This window comes from Bombella pluederhausensis, assembly GCF_026385525.1.
Taxonomy (GTDB): domain Bacteria; phylum Pseudomonadota; class Alphaproteobacteria; order Acetobacterales; family Acetobacteraceae; genus Bombella; species Bombella pluederhausensis.
The window spans coordinates 314301-332593 of record NZ_JANIDY010000001.1; the positions used below are offsets into that span (position 1 = coordinate 314301).

The 18293-nt window shown below is 59.1% G+C and carries 15 protein-coding genes; 11 read left to right on the forward strand and 4 right to left on the reverse strand.

The features are described 5' to 3' along the window. Nucleotides 1–45: 45 nt before the first annotated feature. On the reverse strand, nucleotides 46–2265 hold the full coding sequence (locus NQF86_RS01385) for a TonB-dependent receptor (RefSeq protein WP_266115832.1): 2220 nt from the start codon (nucleotides 2263–2265) through the stop codon (nucleotides 46–48). A gap of 129 nt (nucleotides 2266–2394) precedes the next feature. Here NQF86_RS01385 and NQF86_RS01390 point away from each other — a divergent pair, with 129 nt between their 5' ends. Beyond that, nucleotides 2395–3219, forward strand: a complete 825-nt coding sequence (locus NQF86_RS01390; protein ID WP_266115833.1) for a nucleotidyltransferase domain-containing protein — start codon at nucleotides 2395–2397, stop codon at nucleotides 3217–3219. Here the strand turns inward: NQF86_RS01390 and xth are convergent. Next, nucleotides 3206–3976, reverse strand: coding sequence for an exodeoxyribonuclease III (xth, locus tag NQF86_RS01395; RefSeq protein ID WP_266116423.1), 771 nt, complete (start codon nucleotides 3974–3976; stop codon nucleotides 3206–3208). The genes NQF86_RS01390 and xth overlap by 14 nt on opposite strands. 31 nt (nucleotides 3977–4007) lie before the next feature. Next, entirely contained in the window at nucleotides 4008–4343 is a 336-nt protein-coding gene (erpA, locus tag NQF86_RS01400) for an iron-sulfur cluster insertion protein ErpA (protein ID WP_266115834.1), read from the reverse strand. 149 nt (nucleotides 4344–4492) lie between these two features. Between erpA and NQF86_RS01405 the strand changes: the two genes are divergently transcribed. The 9 genes from NQF86_RS01405 to NQF86_RS01445 all read left to right on the forward strand — a co-directional run bounded on the left by NQF86_RS01405 (nucleotide 4493) and on the right by NQF86_RS01445 (nucleotide 14504). Further along, nucleotides 4493–5668, forward strand: a complete 1176-nt coding sequence (locus NQF86_RS01405) for a deoxyguanosinetriphosphate triphosphohydrolase (RefSeq protein WP_266116424.1) — start codon at nucleotides 4493–4495, stop codon at nucleotides 5666–5668. Nucleotides 5669–5824: 156 nt separating this feature from the next. Continuing rightward, the gene (gene argS / locus NQF86_RS01410; protein ID WP_407652833.1) at nucleotides 5825–7636 is read left to right on the forward strand and encodes an arginine--tRNA ligase; all 1812 of its coding nucleotides are present in this window, start codon (nucleotides 5825–5827) and stop codon (nucleotides 7634–7636) included. A gap of 3 nt (nucleotides 7637–7639) precedes the next feature. Then, nucleotides 7640–8911: an SPOR domain-containing protein gene (locus tag NQF86_RS01415; RefSeq protein WP_266115835.1), complete on the forward strand. Its 1272-nt coding sequence runs from the start codon at nucleotides 7640–7642 to the stop codon at nucleotides 8909–8911. A gap of 19 nt (nucleotides 8912–8930) precedes the next feature. Further along, the gene (locus NQF86_RS01420; protein ID WP_266115836.1) at nucleotides 8931–9692 is read left to right on the forward strand and encodes a segregation and condensation protein A; all 762 of its coding nucleotides are present in this window, start codon (nucleotides 8931–8933) and stop codon (nucleotides 9690–9692) included. Continuing rightward, nucleotides 9685–10317 (forward strand): SMC-Scp complex subunit ScpB, encoded by a 633-nt coding sequence (scpB, locus tag NQF86_RS01425; RefSeq protein ID WP_266115837.1) that lies wholly within the window; start codon nucleotides 9685–9687, stop codon nucleotides 10315–10317. Before NQF86_RS01420 ends, scpB begins: the two co-directional genes overlap by 8 nt. Nucleotides 10318–10333: 16 nt before the next feature. After that, entirely contained in the window at nucleotides 10334–10942 is a 609-nt protein-coding gene (gene tatB / locus NQF86_RS01430; protein WP_266115838.1) for a Sec-independent protein translocase protein TatB, read from the forward strand. Nucleotides 10943–11072: 130 nt separating this feature from the next. Next, a complete protein-coding gene (gene tatC, locus NQF86_RS01435) occupies nucleotides 11073–11855 on the forward strand; it encodes a twin-arginine translocase subunit TatC (protein ID WP_266116426.1) in 783 nt (260 codons plus the stop codon). 78 nt (nucleotides 11856–11933) lie between these two features. Then, nucleotides 11934–13202 (forward strand): serine--tRNA ligase, encoded by a 1269-nt coding sequence (gene serS, locus NQF86_RS01440; RefSeq protein WP_266115839.1) that lies wholly within the window; start codon nucleotides 11934–11936, stop codon nucleotides 13200–13202. A gap of 195 nt (nucleotides 13203–13397) precedes the next feature. Next, nucleotides 13398–14504, forward strand: a complete 1107-nt coding sequence (locus tag NQF86_RS01445) for a hypothetical protein (RefSeq protein WP_266115840.1) — start codon at nucleotides 13398–13400, stop codon at nucleotides 14502–14504. Between the two features lie 70 nt (nucleotides 14505–14574). Here NQF86_RS01445 and NQF86_RS01450 read toward each other — a convergent pair whose 3' ends face one another. Beyond that, a complete protein-coding gene (locus tag NQF86_RS01450) occupies nucleotides 14575–17064 on the reverse strand; it encodes a helicase-related protein (RefSeq protein ID WP_266115841.1) in 2490 nt (829 codons plus the stop codon). 185 nt (nucleotides 17065–17249) lie between these two features. Between NQF86_RS01450 and NQF86_RS01455 the strand changes: the two genes are divergently transcribed. Continuing rightward, on the forward strand, nucleotides 17250–18143 hold the full coding sequence (locus tag NQF86_RS01455; protein WP_043560751.1) for a ferredoxin--NADP reductase: 894 nt from the start codon (nucleotides 17250–17252) through the stop codon (nucleotides 18141–18143). Nucleotides 18144–18293 lie beyond the last annotated feature (150 nt).

The window sequence follows — 18293 nt, forward strand, 5'->3', positions numbered from 1 at the left end:
GCCGGAGCGGCATGGTTCGCTCCGGCCTTTTTCATATCTGCTGCCTTACAGGGCTATGCCAACACTGACCCGGATGGTGCGCCCCTGTCCCCATGAGACACGGGTATTCGCTCCTGAACTGGAGATGAAATAGGCCTTGTTGGCGATATTGTCGGCATTGAGCTGCACGCTGGCCGTATGGCCATAAATTTGCCGGATCTTCCATGCGGCAAAGAGGTCCACTGTGGCATAGCCGGGTAGCCAGAAGCTGTTACGGGCATCACCGGGCCGCCGCCCGACATAGCGTGCTCCTGCACCAAAGCGCAGGCTGGAGCGATGCCATGGCAGATTAGTCTGATATGTCAGATACCCGCCGCCTGTATGACGGGCCACGTTGGTGAGCAGCTTCCCTTGTGTGGCGGGAATATCCTTCATGGTGCGGGCGTAGGTGTAGGCGTAATTGGTGATGATGTTCCAGTGGCGGGTGAGGCGGCCATTGATTTCCGCTTCCACACCTTTGGAACCGGCCAGACCGGAGAGACGCTGCCGCAGGGCTCCGGTCTCGGTCTGCCCGTCAGTCTGCTGGATGTTCTTTTTGTGAATATTGTACAGGGCGACATCTGCTGTCAGGAAGCCCTTCTGGTACCGGGCACCGACTTCAAACTGCCGTCCGCTTGTGGGCTTGTACCCGCTGGTGAGCACTGTACCGGGGGATATCTGGTTGGGGTTGTAGGACTGGGAATAATCCCAGAAGAACGAGACATGTTTGGCGGGCTGATAGACAACCCCGATGAAAGGGAGCGGCTTGGCATAGGAGGAATCCGTAGCTTTAACGAACGGTTCCCCACCGCCATAGGAATAATGGAACCACTGGTACCGCACACCCGGTGAAATGGTGATGCCATGGCCGATATGGATATTGTCCTTGAAATAGAAGGACGCACTATTGATGCGGGTATGATAGTAGCCGAGGCTTTTATCATCCACGCCCGACATGGGGAGCAGGCCATAAACGGGGTCTGAGGGGCGGAACCCGCCATAGGTGCTGCCCGTCAGGAAGCTTCCCTGCGTGATGCGCCGGTTCTCGTAATCGCCCCCTATGGCGATTTTGTGCGTCATGCCGAGCAGCCTGTGTTCAGAAATGACATCCAGCGCCACATAGCTGTTTGCACGGGTCGTGCCCGTATTGCTGCGGAAGCGGCGGCGAAGGATACCCGTGGTTGGGTTATAGTCCCGTGGGTCTGCCTGTCGGTCGTGATATCTGTCCGCATTCCAGCCGCTGGTGAGGCGTATGCGGTCATGCTGTGTCAGCCGGTATTCTGCGGCACCTGCCAGAAGATGGCGTGTACCGTAATCAGCCGTCCAGTGTTCATCCAGCCGGTCCCTGCGGCCACTGATCGGCTTGCCGTTATAGAAGAAGGCCCCACGGTCCAGCACGTTGTGATAGTCCTCCCACTGGTAGGAGAGGTCCAGCTTGAGGCGCTGATGTTCATAACGCAGGCTCGGGGCTACGATCTTGTCCTTGTTGGCTCCGAAATTGCGCCAGTAATTTTCATTCTTGAGGTTTCCAATCAGGCGGAAGGTCAGCTCCTTGTTGGTTGTGAGAGGGCCGCCCACATCCAGCGTTCCGGAACCTCCGCCCAGTGAAGCCCATGAGCTGTTGAAGGAAGCTGCCCAGTCCTTGCGGGGCTGCTTGGTGATGATGTTGATGACGCCACCCGGTTCCTGCATTCCGTAGAACAGCGAGGCAGGGCCTTTCAGCACTTCGACCCGTTCGGTCGTGGCTGTGGTGAAGTTACGGCCAATGGGCATACGCACGCCATCCCGCAGAATGGACCCGTCATCAGGCCCGCCGAAGCCCCGTTTCAGCAGGCTGTCCTGCGTCCCGCCAAAGCTGTTGCCGATCGTGATGCCGGGAACATATTTGGCGATGTCCTCCATGGTCTGAGGGTCCATGTCCTTGATCGTCTGATGGGTGACGACATTGGCCGTCTGTGTCTGCTGGAGGAAAGCAACGCCCGTCTTGTCCCCGATACTGCTTTCTTCAGCGCCATAGCTGACCCGGCCATTGCCATAGACATGGATCAGCTCCTGCTTTGGTTTGTGGGGTGAAGGCTGTTTTTTCTTTGTTCTCTTTGTGTGTTTTCTGGTGTGTTTCTGGTCGTCAGGAGCGGGTGATGAGATGGCTGCCGTGGAGGGTATCGGGTCCGTTTCGGCCCAGCCGGGTGTGGAGGCGCAGAGGGCAAGAGTGGAGCAGGTGAGCAGGGGGCGGAGGGTTGTACGCATGAAGCCTATTTCTTGAGAGTGATTCTTAAAATCAATTTTAACATTAAAATAAGTTTTAAAATCAAGCTGTTTTCTCCCCAGCCGATCTGGCGCAGTCTTGGGGAAGGATCAGCAGGGGGCCGTTAGCGGATGAGTTTTGATGAAATCATGCCGGATTATGTACCGGCCATTGCGCCAGAGGTGCGGGATGAAGTGATGGCCAGCCTGCGTCAGATTGAGCAGGATCATGACGTGGACATTCTGTTCGCTGTGGAGAGCGGAAGCCGTGCGTGGGGCTTTCCATCACCAGACAGCGATTATGATGTCCGCTTTGTCTATCGCCACCGTCTGGACTGGTATCTCTCCCTGAAACCCGGCCGGGATGTGATTGAACTGCCCATCTCCGATGATCTGGACGTGAATGGCTGGGATGTGCGCAAGGCCCTGAATCTGCTGACCAAACCAAACCCCACCTTTCTGGAATGGCTGGTCAGCCCGGTGCGTTACTTATGGCGGCCCGAAGCTGACGAATTGGCCGCTTTCGCCCGTCAGATTGAGGCCGGATTAAGCTGCCAGCAGCATTATCTGAATCTGGGGCGGAACAGTTGGAAACGGGCCGTGAATGACGATGGCAGTACTCGGTACAAACGGCTGTTCTATGCGCTGCGCCCTGCCATGGCCCTGCGCTGGATGCGCCTGCATGAAAATGGTCAGCCCCCCATGAATTTTCAGGTCCTCTGTCAGGGCTGCGACCTTTCGGCTTCCGTGCTGGAACCCATCCGGGAGCTTCTGCATCTGAAATCCAGAAGCCGGGAACAGCAGAGCGGTCCCGCCATTCCCGCCGTGAATGACCTCATTGAAGCCGAGTTCGCCCGTGCCGAGGCCACTACATTGCCGAAACCGGATACGGGCGTGCATGAGCAGGCTGAAGCCTTGTTTCGGCAGATGGTAAAACGCAGTCTTAGGAAAGAGTGACCACCACCGGCACATGGTCAGACGGCCTTTCCCGGCCCCGCTCATCCTTGTCGATGATGAAGCTAGTCAGCCGATCAGCGAGGCGGGGGGAGAGTAGGGCGTGGTCAATTCGCAGGCCGGAATTGCGCTGATAGGCTCCTGCCTGATAGTCCCAGAAGGTGTAATGCTGCCCCGTAGGGTGCAGGCAACGCAACGCATCCGTCAGGCCGGACCAGAGAAGGCGGCGGAAGCCTGCACGGCTTTCCGGGCGGAGCAGCGCATCATCGGGAGAAAGCGCCTTGGGGGCGTAATCCTCATCAGTCGGGCAGACATTATAGTCCCCGATGAAGGCAAAGGACCGTTCTTCTTTCTGCAAATTCAGGGAGCGCTGATGCAGGGCGTCAAAGAAGTTCAGCTTTTTGGCAAACCCCGCTTCACCACCTGAATTGCCATTTGGCAGGTAGAGATTGCCAATGGTGACGCCTTCAATTTCGGCCTCAATGTAACGGGCCTCATCACTCTCAAAACCGGGAAGGTGATTGGCCGTGACGGTCAGGGGCACACGGCTGATGAGCGCCACGCCGTTATAGGTTTTCTGCCCTGCCACGGCGACATGAAACCCGGCTTCCTCAAAAAGATTCGGGAACTTTTCCGTCTCACATTTGATCTCCTGAAGGCACAGCAGGGTGCAGTTCGGGTTACGGTCGAGCCAGTCCTTTACCAGATGAGCACGGGTGCGGATGGAGTTGATGTTCCAGCTGGCAAAGGTCAGGGACATGGGGTGCAGGGTCTCCGGAAGAAAGAAAAGATCAGGCAAGTGAAAAGCTGCTGCCACACCCGCAGGATGAGGCGGCATTGGGATTGTTGACGGTAAAATGCGCCCCCATCAGCTTATCGACAAAATCCAGTTCTGCCCCTTCCAGTAGGTCAAAGCTCACAGGGTCGATGAAGACACGGGCACCGTCTTTTTCTATCAGATGGTCATCATCCTGCTTTTCCCGCACCAGTTTGAACTGATACTGGAACCCATTGCACCCTCCAGCGAGGACGGAGACACGCAGGGCCATGTTGCCCGGCTCATCCTGCTGGCTGATGATCTCTGCAATGCGGGTTGCTGCTGCCGCTGAAATGTCGAAATCGGCCATGGAAAACTCTCTCCATAATCATCATGAATTCGCCCACCATTGCGGCCGAAATGGTGAGGATGCTGTTGACACTATAAAGCTGGCCGCCAAGAATCAAAACCCGAAAGGCTGTATGCTTCATGCGGCCCACATGGATATGGGGACGGACGATGGAAATGGCCAGATACGCAGTACAGCGTCAGAATGCCCGTGGGCGGCAGTTCGTTGAGGAGGAAAGTCAGACCCGCACGCCGTGGCAGCGGGACCGGGACCGTGTGCTGCATTCTTCCGGGTTCCGGCAGTTGCAGTACAAGACGCAGGTCTTCCTCAATCATGAGGGTGATTTCTTCCGTACGCGTCTGACCCATTCGCTGGAAGTTGCCCAGATTTCCCGCTCCATCGCCCGGACGCTGGGCGTCAATGAGGACCTGACGGAAGTCATCGCTCTGGCGCATGATCTCGGTCACACGCCTTTCGGCCATGCGGGCGAGGACGCCATGCAGGAGGCCATGAAGGACTGGGGCGGCTTCGACCACAATATCCAGTCCCTGCGGCAGGTGACGGAGATTGAGGCCCGCTATCACGGCTTCAACGGCCTCAACCTGACATGGGAGACGCTGGAAGGGCTGGCCAAGCATCACGGGCCTGTCCGGCGTCCTGCACCGTGGCTGGCCAGTTTTGACCAGCGCTACCCGATGGAGCTGGACTGTCATGCCTCCGTTGAGGCCCAGATTGCCGCCATCTGCGATGATGTCGCCTATCACGGGCATGATCTTGATGATGGCCTTCGTGCTGGTCTGCTGCATTTTGAGGATATCGAGGCTGTTCCCCTTCTGAAAGCCTGTCTGGATGAAGCTCGATCTCTGGACTGGTCCGGACATGGCGCCTTTGATCGTGACCAGCGCATCCGGCATGAAACGGTGCGGCGGGTCATTAATCGGCTGGTGAGTGACCTGATCGCTCAGAGCCGCCGTAATCTGGAAGCCTTGAATCCGCAGAGCGTTGATGATGTGCGCCATGCAGGCCGTGCCATGGTGGAGTTTTCCCCGGAAATGGCAGAGCGGAACAAGGAAATTCGCAAGTTTCTCCATGCACGGATGTACCGTCACTGGCGTGTCCGGCGGATGACCCGCAAGGCCCGTATCGCTCTGGCTGAAATATGCGTCATTCTGGGGGACGAGCCAGAATTGCTGCCGACCCCATGGCAGGAAATGGCACTGGAACGGCGGCGGGCAGGCAATGAGCAGGCAGCCCGCCGTGTCGTGGCGGATTACATTGCTGGCATGACGGACCGTTTCGCCATGGAGGAACATCGCCGCCTGATGGACCTGTCCGTTCTGGGGTAAGAGGGCAGGGAGTGCCTTCTGGACTGTTTCAAAAAGAAGCGGCGGCTTTTATAGTGGGGCGCAGCAGGAGTGACAGGCAGCATAATGTGCGCCTGTTCCGCAGTCGATTATAGCCTTACAGGGCTTCTGACAGGTTTGAGAAGAAAGTTACAGAATATGGCAGGCATTGCCCCGACAGCATCATCCCCGGATTGTCTTTTCACCATTATGCGGGAGAAGGTGGTGACAGCCCTCAAGGCTGTTCTGCCTGACCTGCCTGATGATGTTGCAGGCCGGGTGGAAGTCACGCCGCCCCGTGATGCTGCCCATGGGGACATGGCCACCAACGCCGCCCTTCTGGCTGCCAAGCCTGCAAAGCGCAAGCCGTTCGAGATTGCCAAGGAGCTGGTCGCTGAGCTCGCTACCCTGCCGGAAATTGTCCATGTGGAAATGGCTGGTCCGGGCTTTGTGAATATGACGCTGAAGCCAGCCCTGTTCCATGATATCGCCAAAGCTGTGCTGAAGCGTGGTGCTGCCTATGGGCGGTCTACCCTTGGGGCAGGGCGGCGTGCCAATGTGGAATATGTGTCTGCCAACCCGACAGGCCCGATGCATGTCGGCCATTGCCGTGGGGCCGTTGTGGGTGATGCGCTGGCAAACCTGCTGGATGCCGCTGGTTTCAAGGTCACACGGGAATATTACGTCAATGATGCCGGGGCGCAGGTCATTGCGCTGACATGGGCGGCATATTGGCGGTATCTTCAGGCCATCGGCACGGACATTCCGGCTGAGGAATTCGGGGAGCTGGCACCGAGTGGCCTGCAATATCAGGGTGAGTATCTCATCGCTGTCGGGCAGGCGCTGGAGAAGAAGCATGGCCGCTCCCTTGCTTCTGCTGAGGGTGGCGTGGCCCCGGAAAGCACATGGTTCGAGACCGTCCGTGCCGAAGCCCTTGAGCATATGATGGGCATGATCCGTGATGACCTCGCCGCACTGGGCATTCATCATGAGATTTTCAGCAGCGAAGCCGAGGTGCTGAAAAGCGGTGAGGTGGATGCCGCCATCGCCAGCCTTGAGAAGCGTGGCCTGCTTTATGAAGGCGTGCTGGAGCCGCCTAAAGGCAAGAAGCTGGAAGACTGGGAAGCCCGCCCGCAGACGCTGTTCCGTTCCACCGAGTTCGGGGACGATCAGGACCGTGCGCTGCGGAAGTCCGATGGCTCCAACACTTACTTCGCCAATGATGTTGGCTATCACGCCCGCAAAGCCTCCCGGTCTGACCTGCTGATTGACGTTCTGGGGGCTGATCATGGCGGGTATGTCTCCCGTATGCGTGCCGCCGTTGCTGCCCTGACGGAAGGGAAGACGGATTTTGAAGCCGTCATGTGCCAGATCGTCCGTGTGGTGAAGGATGGCGAGCCGGTACGCATGTCCAAGCGGGCCGGAACCTTCGTCACGCTGCGGGACCTGATTGATGAAGTAGGCCGGGATGCTGTGCGCTTCACCATGCTGACCCGCAAGGCCGATGCGCAGATGGAGTTCGACCTGAATGCTGTCGTGGCGCAGACCCGTGATAATCCGGTCTTCTACGTCAATTATGCTCACGCCCGCTGCCGCTCTGTTCTGCGGCTTGGGGAGGAAACCTATGGTGCCGCCGCCGTGACGGAAGAAGCCCTCGCCGGACAGGACCTGTCCATCCTGACAGCCGATGAGGAGCTGGCTGTTCTGCGCCGCATTGCCAATCTGCCACGGCAGATTGAAGCCGCCGCCCTTGCACGGGAGCCGCATCGTATTGCCACATACTGTATTGATCTGGCCTCCGACTTCCATGCCCTCTGGAACCGTGGGCGTGAGGAAACCAGCCTGCGCTTCATTCAGGATGATGCACCGGAAGCCAGCAAGGCACGGCTTGCCCTTGTGGCCGCCATTGCCTCAACATTGCGGATCGGCCTTGGTATCCTCGGTGTCGAGGCCGTAGAGGAGCTGCGCTAAGCCATGTCCATGCCGGACGATTACCATGACAGCAACCTGTCGCCACCTCATGCTGATGAGCGTCTGGGCGGGGAAGGCCGCAGGCCCCTCGGCCGGATGGCAGAGCGTGAGGGAGACCGATATGGGGGGAGGGCGCATTTCCTCTCCTCGTTCATGGGATCGCAGTCCGGCACACGAGGGCTGATGCTGCTAGGGGTGGCAGGGGCTGCCCTGCTGCTCGTGGTGGGCGGTGTATGGAGCTGGATGGTGACACATCATCCATCCGGTATTCCTGTCATCGGGCCACCACCTTACCCCGTGAAGGACCGCCCGGCTGATCCGGGTGGCATGATGGTCATGGGGGATGACACGACCAAGAGTGACGTGACAGGCCGTGGATCGGTGCATCTGGCACCGCCGCCAGAACAGCCGGATGTCAGCCTTCTGGCAGGTAGAATGAAGCACGAGCCTTCAGCTTCCAGTAGTGGAACGGCAGCCGCACCTGCTGCCTCTCCCGCACCTCAGGCTGTTTCTGCTGGGTCTGAAGCTGCAGGCGCAGGGGAGGGCACTGCTGGAGCCAAACCTGCCGAAAGCAAACCAGAGAATGCAGTGCCGGATGGAACCAGTTCTGTACCCGCTGGAAGTGGCGTTGTTCTGCCTGACCAGAAAGCGGATGATGTCACCGAGACAGAGCTGCCTGATGAGTCCGGCAAGCGGCGTGATGCGAAGAAAGTACCCCCAGCGGATGATGACACTGCCGATGATGTGGATGAAAAGCCTGCCGCAAAGGCAGAGCCTGCCCGGAAAAAGGTGCAGCCAGAGGATGTAGAGGAGCAGCCCGCTCCAGCACGCAAGAGTCAGGATGAAGGGGATGACGAGCCGGGGAAGGTGAAGAAGGAAAAGAAAAGCCGTACCCACACGCTTCCGCCGCCTGCGGACCCGCATCTCAGTCCGCTTCCGCCCCCGGCTCCTGCCGTGGAAAGTCGCCGTGCTGAAGCGCGTAAGGCCGTAACGCCACCAGAGGAGCCGCATAAAAAGGCCAGCGAGACCGGGCGCTACGAGGTGCAGCTTGCTGCCCTTGCGAATGAAGAACAGGCTCGTCAGGAATGGGGGCGTCTGCGCCGCAAGCTGCCTGATCTTTTGGGCGGTTACGAGCCTGTCTATCGGAAGGTGGAGCGGGATGGGAAGACTTTCATCCGGCTGCGTGTTGGTGGCTTTGCGGATAGAGCAGCGGCCCGTCAGCTTTGTGTTCAGCTTCATGCGCAGGCGCAGGCCTGTGCGGTGGCGGCAAACTGACAGCGGATGACAGCAGCCTGTGAGTAACGCATTGCATCTCGTGCTGGAGGGGTTTGAAGGCCCACTCGACCTTCTGTTGGACCTTGCCCGGTCCCAGAAGGTGGACCTCCAGCAGATATCTATCCTTCAGCTGAGCGAGCAGTATTTGGAGGTCGTGGAGCGTGCCCGGCAGGGGGCGGAGGCTCTGCGGCTGGAGATTGCAGCGGACTGGCTGGTCATGGCAGCATGGTTGGCATGGCTGAAGTCTCGTCTTCTTCTCCCATCTGTTGATCAGGATGATGAAGCAGAAGATGCCGCAGGGCAGCTGCATGAACGGCTGATTGATCTGGAGCAGATGCATCGTGCCGCAGCATGGCTGGAGGAACAGCCACGGCTGGGCCGGGATGTGTTTGCCCGCCCTGAACCTGAAAATCATACACGCATTGAGATGGCCCCGTTGAAGGGTGATGTGCCTGCTCTGGTTCTGGCCTATTTGGCAGCAAGACGCCGGGAAGGGCGTAAACGAACTTATTCGCCCCGTGTCACACGCTATTGGAGTGCTCAGCAGGCCCGTTCGGCTCTGGCCCGTCTCTTGGGGCGCAGGCGTGTGGCAGGCTGGCAGTCCCTGAAAGACGTTCTGCCGGAGCTGACTGAAAGCAGCGTGATCGAGAGACGTGCGGCTTTGGCTGGCGCCTTGATGGCCGGACTGGAAATGGCTCGTGGTGGGCAGTTGGAACTGCGGCAGGAAAGTGCCTTCGGGGACATTGAGTGGCGGGAAAGGGAGGAAACCGGACATGAGTGAGACAGGGCCAACCTTGCAGGAAATCCCGCCTGATATGGTCGGAGAAGATGCGTTTGCCCGTGCTGTCAGCCTTGTGGAAGCCCTTCTTTTCGCCAGTGCCGGGCCTGTGACAGCCAGCAGCATCGTGGGGCTTCTGCGGGAGCAGGGGCTGGAGGCTCAGGCTGATGACCCGGGTGCGGTGCTGGATGGCGTGGCCGAGCGTTACAGAGGCCATGCGGTGGAGCTTCAGGCCATTTCCGGCGGCTGGCAGTTGCGGACGAGGGCCATGTTCGGTCCTGCACTGGCACGGGTGATCGAACGGCCCCGGCGTCTGAGCCAGGGCACGCTGGAGGCACTGGCTATTGTGGCCTATCATCAGCCCTGTACTCGTGTGGAGATTGAGACGATCCGTGGCGTCCGGCTGGGGCAGAGCATTCTTGATACATTGCTGGAAGAAGGGCTGATTACCCCCAAGGGGCGTAAGGAAGTTCCGGGCCGCCCTGTGCTTTGGGGGACGACATCGCAGTTTCTGCGTTTGTTTGGCCTTGCAAGCCTTGCGGACCTGCCCCGCAGAGAGGAATTGCTCTTTGAGTCTTCTTCCGATGATGAGGCAACTGGGCTAGAAGACACCATACAGCCTGCATGATGGGAGATGGCCGCCAATGTTCGACCTAAGCTGGACAGAAATTGCCCTTCTGGTGGTCGTTGCTCTTGTCTGCATCGGCCCCAAGGACCTGCCCGTGGCAATGCGGACGCTCTCCAAGGCTATAAAGGCCATTCGCCGGATGGGGGCAGAGTTTCAGCATCATCTTGATGAGATGGTCAAAGAGGCGGATCTCAGCGAGGCAAGGGACCATCTGCGGGAGATCAGGCAATTCAGCCCACGGGAGCAGCTCCGTAAGGCTATTGACCCGGATCGGTCGATGGAGAAGCAGATGGAGTTCGGGCGGCAGGAGGGTATGCCCGTGGCACCGCCACCACCTCCGCCACCACCACCACCCGCACCGGGGAGTGAGGAGCTGAACCGCCCTCGCTCCTATGCTCAGCCTCATAATGCCCGGATGCAGGCCCAAGCCGAGGCGCTGGAGCGGGCACCGGCTTTGCTTCCGCCTACGACAGCCTTGCGGCTGATTGAGGAAGCCCGTTATTGGCACCGTCCGGCATTTCTTCCGCCGGAAATTGCCCTGCATAATGGCCGTCGTGCTGCCATTCTATCAGCGGCCCCGTCTTCTGAGAGCATGAAAGGAGAACCGCAGCATGGTTCAGCCTGAAACATCCGGCGAGACGGCACGGACAGGAGAGGCCCCTGTGGCACCGATATTGCCTGAGGTGCCTTCTCATCAGACGGTGGGGGCGGAAGCAGCCCGGACGCAGGGGCAGAATGTGGCGGGCGATACGCCCATGCCGCTGCTGGATCATCTGATCGAATTGCGGAAGCGGATCATCTGGTCATTGGCCACGTTCGTGGTGGCGTTTCTGCTCTGCTATCATTTTTCGGGCGAGATATATCGCTTTCTGGCGGCCCCGCTGGCGAGCATCATGCGGCAGAAGGGCGAGCAGCCCCATCTGATTTACACGGCTTTGTATGAAGCCTTCTTCACCTATGTGCGGGTGGCCGTGTTCGGGGCGTTCTTTCTGTCCTTCCCCATGATGGCCATTCAGGCATGGATATTCATTGCGCCGGGCCTGTATCGGAATGAGAAGAAAGCCTTTGCGCCGTTTCTCATTGCCACGCCGCTTCTGTTTCTGGCCGGGGCGGCACTGGCCTATTATCTGGTCTTTCCTTTTGCATGGAAGTTCTTCCTGTCCTTCCAGCAGATGGGCGGGGAAAACCAGATGGGCATCGAGCTTCAGGCCCGTGTTTCGGAATATCTGAATCTCGTCACCAAGATGATCATGGCGTTTGGCATCTGTTTCGAGCTGCCCGTGGTGCTGACCCTTCTGGTGCGGGCGGGGCTTGTGGGTACGGCCCTGCTGCGGCGCATCCGCCGGTATGCCTATGTTGGGGCCTTTGCTGTTGCGGCTGTCATTGCACCGCCAGATGCCATCACCATGCTGGGTCTGGCCATTCCGCTGGTCGGTCTGTACGAGATTTCCATTCTCGCCGCCCGTATGGTCGAGCCGAAACCCATCACGGCAGATGACGATGACGAGACCCTGCCCGACCACGGAGATGCAGCCTGAAGCGGCCATTTCCCGGCGGCTAAAACTGGTATAGACAGACCTCAATAATTTCTGAGACCAAGCGGAGTATTCTGACCCATGCATGACCTCAAAGCCCTACGTGCAGACCCTGCCGCTTTTGATGCCGCTCTGGCACGCCGTCATCTGCCTGCCGTGGCTGAATCCCTCGTGAAAGAGGATGAGCAGCGCCGTGCGGCTCTGGCTGAATTGCAGGAGGCACAGGGGCAGAGGAAAGGGCTGGCCAAGGAGATTGGTCAGGCCAAGCGCAAGGGTGAGGACACGACCGAGATTGAGGCCCGTGGTGCTGCCCTGCGTGACCAGATCGCCACTTTGGAAGCACGTGCCAATGAGATTCAGAAGCGCATTGATGATGTGCTTCAGCGCCTGCCGAACCAGCTTGATGCCAGCGTGCCAGATGGCAAGGATGAGAACGACAATGTGGTCGTGCATCAGCGTGGTGAGGTGCCGTCTTTCTCTTTTGAGGCGAAACAGCATTTCGAGCTTGGTGAAGCGCTGGGGCTGATGGATTTTGCGTCTGCGGGCAAGATCGCAGGCTCCCGCTTTGTGATGCTGCGGGGTGTTCTGGCCCGTCTGGAGCGGGCGCTGGGCCAGTTCATGCTGGACACTCATACGGGCGAGTTCGGCTATGAGGAAGTGACCGTCCCGCTGCTGGTTAATGATGCCGCCATGTATGGTACGGACAAGCTGCCGAAATTTGCGGAGGATTCTTTCCATACGGATGATGACCGCTGGCTCATTCCCACTGGTGAAGTGCCGCTGACGGCCTCCGTAATGGGTGATATCCTGTCCGCTGAAAGCCTGCCCCGCCGCATGACGACTCTTTCCACCTGCTTCCGGTCCGAGGCCGGGTCGGCTGGGCGGGATGTGCGGGGGATGCTCCGTCAGCATCAGTTTACCAAATGCGAGCTTGTGTCTGTCGTGGCCCCGGAGGAAAGCGAAGCCGAGCATGAGCGCATGACCCGTGCGGCAGAGACGGTGCTGGAGCGGCTGGGTCTGCCTTTTCGCCGGGTGCTGCTCTGCGCTGGTGATACGGGTTTCGGTGCTGCGAAGACGTACGATCTGGAAGCATGGCTGCCGGGGCAGCAGGCATGGCGTGAAGTGTCTTCCTGCTCCAATACAAAGGATTTTCAGGCCCGCCGCATGAATGCACGGATGCGTAAGGAGAAGACGACTGTCTTCGTCCATACGCTTAACGGGTCTGGTTTGGCTGTCGGGCGTGTCATGATTGCGCTGATGGAAGTTTATCAGCAGGAAGACGGCAGCATCATCGTGCCAGAGGCTCTGCGTCCTTACATGGGGGGGCTGGAGGTCATCCGCCCTGCATGATGGAGGCTGACGGTCTTTCCTGAAGGAGCCCTTCGGGGCTCCATAAGGCAATGAGGCCGTTAATACGGCAATAGCCGGATTTTCTTTTGTGTGCTGCTCTGGTCAGACCGAGATGCGGCATGGTATTTCGAAGAAGATAACGTATGCATGATGGGCTTCAGAGGCTCGGTCGTGTTTCAGTCTTCAGGATATATCATGACATTGTTACGCTCTCTGGGGTGTGTATTTGCCATCGGCACGTTGGCACTGACCTCCTGTTCGTCATCGGTGGGGCCGCATAATATGCGGCGTGACCGGCTTGATTATGAAAAAGAAATGAGCCGGCAGCAGAATCAGGAGATGCTCTTTAATATTGTGCAGCTCCGTTACTCTCTGTCACCAACATTGATCGAGACGACACAGATCATCTCTGCTTATACAGCAGAGACCAGTACCAGCGCCAATATCAGCGGTACGCCGTGGATTCACGGGGCAGGTGGTACGCTTGGTGGCTCGTTGGGTTATTCTTACAGCGACAGCCCGACCGTGACCTATCAGCCTGTCTCTGGTGTGCAGTTCTCGGTCAACATCCTGCGGCCCATTTCTCCGCAGACGCTCCTGCCTCTGATCTCCAGCGGTCTGCCGGTTGATACGCTGTTGCAGATGACGATGCAGTCTATCGGTCCGGCCAGCAACACGACCAGTACGATTGCCGGGACGGAAGGCAAGCAGGCTTCCATCCGCTTTACCTATCTGCTGCGGGCCTTGCGTAAGCTACAGGCAGGTAATGCGCTGAGCATTCGCAGTATTGCGCCGACTCCTGCCACAAAGACCGCTCCAGCCCAGCCGGAACGGACATTCATCCTTTTGCCGCATAGTAGCTCGTCCGAGATTAATGAGTTGCAGGATCAGGTACGTCAGGCCTTGCAGCTTCCGGCGGGGAGTGAGCAGGCTGAAGTCATTTATGGTCGTACGCCGGATCACCCCGGCCAGGTGGCGATGGTGACACGGTCCATGCTGTCGATCTGGGAAGATGTTGCCAGCACGATGGAAGTGCCCAAGAAGATGGTGGATAAGGGGGTGACAGCGCCTTCCGTAGTGCGTGGCCCGAATGAGCCTCAGCCTGCCATCATCATTCATTGCACGCCGGACAAGCCGAGCAATGAGCAGGCTTATACCGCCGTTGAATATGAAGGTTCATGGTACTGGATCGCCAAGGACGATCTGGCCAGTAAGCTGGCTTTCTCCATGCTTCAGTTCATCCATGCCATTGCAGAAACGGCAACGGCTAAGGGTGCTATGGTTACCATTCCCAGCCGCTAAGGCTGACGGGCTGATCTGAGACAGAAACGGGCGTGCCTTTTGCAGGGCACGCCCGTTTTTCTATGCCGGGTTAGTCTTTTTTGCGCTTGCCGTGTGGCTTCTTCTTCCCGAAGCCACCGGCTTTTTTACCATGTGGTGCTTTGTGGCGGCTATGGCTTTCCGGCGGTCTGGAAGGGCCACTCCGGCGGCCTTGATGGCGACGGGAGGATTCACGCATCCGGCTCTGTGTGCGGAGAACTTGCTCGATCCATTCATCCAGAATGGCAGCGTTCCGTTCGGCAACGATGAGTTCCGGGTAGTTCTCCGGGAAGCGCATGGCCAGCCACCGCCATGTGACGAGGCGGCGATGGCGTTTCTCAGCCCGTTCCAGCTCCTCACGTCCGGCGGTGGCAGCGGCGGGGAGGCGGCCCGTACCGGGTGGGAAGATGCGCTGCCCACGGGCATGGAGGGCGGCCCACTCTACAAGGCGGGGGATGCCGTTGTCCCGTGTGTTGATCGGGCACATGGCGTAGGTCCAGCGGGTGGAGAGGTCCAGCCCATCCACACCTTCCAGTGCTGCGGCAATTTCCAGCGCCTGCTCCATGTCGGCCAGACGGTAATTCGGGTCATCCGGGCGGAGGACGGCCCGCTTGATGCGGGTCAGCACACCGTACAGGCTGTCTGATTCCATTTCCTGCGCCACGGCCTGCACGATGTCGGCATCCGGCTGGACGAGCGGGCGGAGCTCCAGCGTGGGTTCCGGCGGGGCATCCAGCATGTGGCGGATGAAGCTGGGACGGCCTGCGCCTTCCAGCACACAGACCAGCCCTTCCTCATGCTTGCCGAAGCGGCCCGCACGGCCACCGATCTGTTTGACTTCCTGTGAGACAAGATTGCGTGTCTGCCGTCCGTCATATTTGCGGAGCGTGCTGAACACCACCCGGCGGATGGAGAGGTTGAGGCCCATGCCGATGGCATCGGTGGCGATGAGGATATCCGCATCACCCCTATTGAAGCGGGCGGCTTCGGCACGGCGCACTTCCGGGCTGAGGGCACCGTAAATGACGGCAACACGGCGGTTATGGGCCATCAGCTCGGCCCGGAGGTCCAGCACATCCCGCCGGGAAAAGGCGATGAGGGCATCACCGGCCCGCAGGTCTGTCAGGGCCAGTGTTCCAGCGGGGCGGAGGGGACTTTTACGTTCCAGATGGATCTCATCCACCGGGTCATTGCAGAGTTCGGCAATGCGCTTGACGAGCGGGATGCAGTCCGCTGCCCCGAGGATGAAGACATGCCGTGCCGGAACGCCCATGATGGCGGCTGTCCATGCTGCTCCCCGGTCCGGGTCGCTGAGCATCTGGGCTTCATCAATGATGGCCACGTCAACAGGGTTGTTGAAGGGGCACATCTCCACCGTGGCGGCAAGATGGCGGGCCGTGGGGTCGATGATGCGTTCTTCCCCGGTTGTCAGGGAGGCTGGAACGCCCCGGCTGAGCATGGCTTCCCGAAACTCATGGGCCAGCAGGCGCAGCGGGGCGAGGGCTAGCCCGCTTTCTGCCTGAGCGAGGGCTTCCAGTGCTGTGTGGGACTTGCCGGAATTGGTCGGGCCGGTCACGAGCGTGATGCGGCGCTTCAGCGCACGGGCGGTACGGAAATGGGCGGCGAAGCGGTCCAGTGCGGCTACACGGGCAATAGCGGCATTGCCCTTGCGGGCCTGCGGGCTGTCATCATAGCCATCATCGCTTTTCTGCCCCGAGCCACGCCGCCAGCTATTGAGCAGGGGGCGGCATTTTTTCAGTTCGGCGGGGTCGAAATAGAAAATTTCCAGCCCGTCCGGCTGCGTGTCCCTTTTGGCGATGGGAAGGCGGTTTTCAGCAATCCAGCGCAGGGCTTCCCGGCGGGAACAGTGCAGCAGGGCCGGGACTTTCTCGAAGCCGACAAGGGTGGCTTCCCAGTCCTTGATCTTCTGAAGTTCCCGTGCTCGGCGGGCCTCGGCCTTGGCCCGGATGTCTTCCTGCTCCCGTGCCCGGCGTTCTTCCTCAAGGATCATTTCATCCTCGAAGCCAAGGTCAACGCCGCCAAAGGCTCGGGCGATGCTGTGGGAGAGCCGTTCAATCTGCGTGCCGGAGAGGAAGGTACCGACATCGGCCAGATCGGCCCGCATGTCATCCAGAACACGCAGGGGGGTATCGGCCATCTCCCGCCAGCGTTCTTCCAGCACACTTTCCAGCACGGCAGTCTGACCGGCTTCATCAATCAGAGGGTCGTTGATGCGTTCGGCAGCCAGTAGAACATCTGCCTTGCGGACCCACACATCGCCATTGCGGTGGGCATGGTTCATCATGCCATTGGCCCAGCCACGGCGGCGGACCTGACAGAGTGCATGAAGCAGTTCTGTCTCGTTGATCTCCGTCTTGTCGGCTCCAAGGCGGCGGGCGACCTGTCGCAGCAGGGCGGCGCGCTCCCGTGGGGTGATGGCAAGGTGAGCTCCAAAGGCGGCTTCAGCCTGCTCAAGCGCACGCTCGGCAGGGGAGGACGGGGTGAGAGAAGAAGGGTCGTGAGGCTGGGAACGGTCTGTCATGCAGGTGTTTTCAGGAGCGTAGGGTGGGGAAGTCAAGAGAAAAGGGGTGAGGGCGTCCCGTTTCTGGTGACAATCAGGTAAAAGAAAGGCATGTTGTCGGACATGCTGGTCGGCGTCCCCGGTCTCCGGGTGGTGCCGTACCCTGTTGACTGAACAAATGTGTTTTCTGGAGATGAAGACGGATCATGAGCACGCCTTACCCCGCTGAATCCGCCCCCACACCCGTGATTGATGAGCCGCTGACCGGCCTTGTCCCGTTTGAAGGGCATGAGGGCCAGTACCGCCTTGCTGAGCCGACAAAGGAGTATGGCCATCTGTACCCGGCCAAGGTCCAGCAGGTCCATCATTGGACGAACCGCCTTTTCAGCTTCACTACGACTCGTGACCCCGGCCTGCGTTTTTCCAACGGCCAGTTTGCGATGATCGGGATTGAAGTCGAAGGTAAGCCGCTGCTGCGTGCCTACTCTCTGGCTTCCGCCAACTATGAAGATCAGATGGAGTTTCTGTCCATCGCCGTGGAGAATGGTCCGCTGACCTCCCGTCTGCGTCACGTCAAGGTTGGTGATACGGTGCTGATCGGCCGCAAGCCGGTGGGAACCCTGCTGCTGGATAATCTGAAGCCGGGTCGTAACCTGTATTTCCTCTCCACCGGGACAGGTCTTGCTCCGTTCCTGAGCCTCATAAAGGACCCGGATGCTTATGACCGTTATGAGAATGTGATTCTCACTCATACGGTGCGTGAGCGTGGTGAGCTGGCTTATCGTGATTACATCACGAATATCCTGCCGAAGCATGAGTTCCTTGGTGAGGATGTGGCCGCCAAGCTGAAATACTACCCGGCTGTCACCCGTGAAGACTTCCCCGTGCAGGAGCGCATCACGGCTCTCATCAATAACGGGCGTATCTTCCGTGACCTGAACATTGATGAGCTGGACCCCGAGCATGACCGTGTCATGATCTGCGGTTCTCCGGAGATGCTGGCTGATACCCAGAAGCTCCTTGAAGAACGTGGCTTTGAGGAAGGCAATATGAGCCGTCAGGGCTCTTATGTGGTCGAGAAGGCTTTTGCCGAGCGGTAAGTCCGGGTCTTAAAATCAGAGGACTCTGAGGCGGGCAGGTTCGGGAGGTATGGACGGATGATGTGAGGGGGATGCTCTCCCTCACGCATCGTTGAAGCCTTCTGAACCTGCCCGTTCTGCTATCAGATGGAATAAGGATCAGGCTCTGCT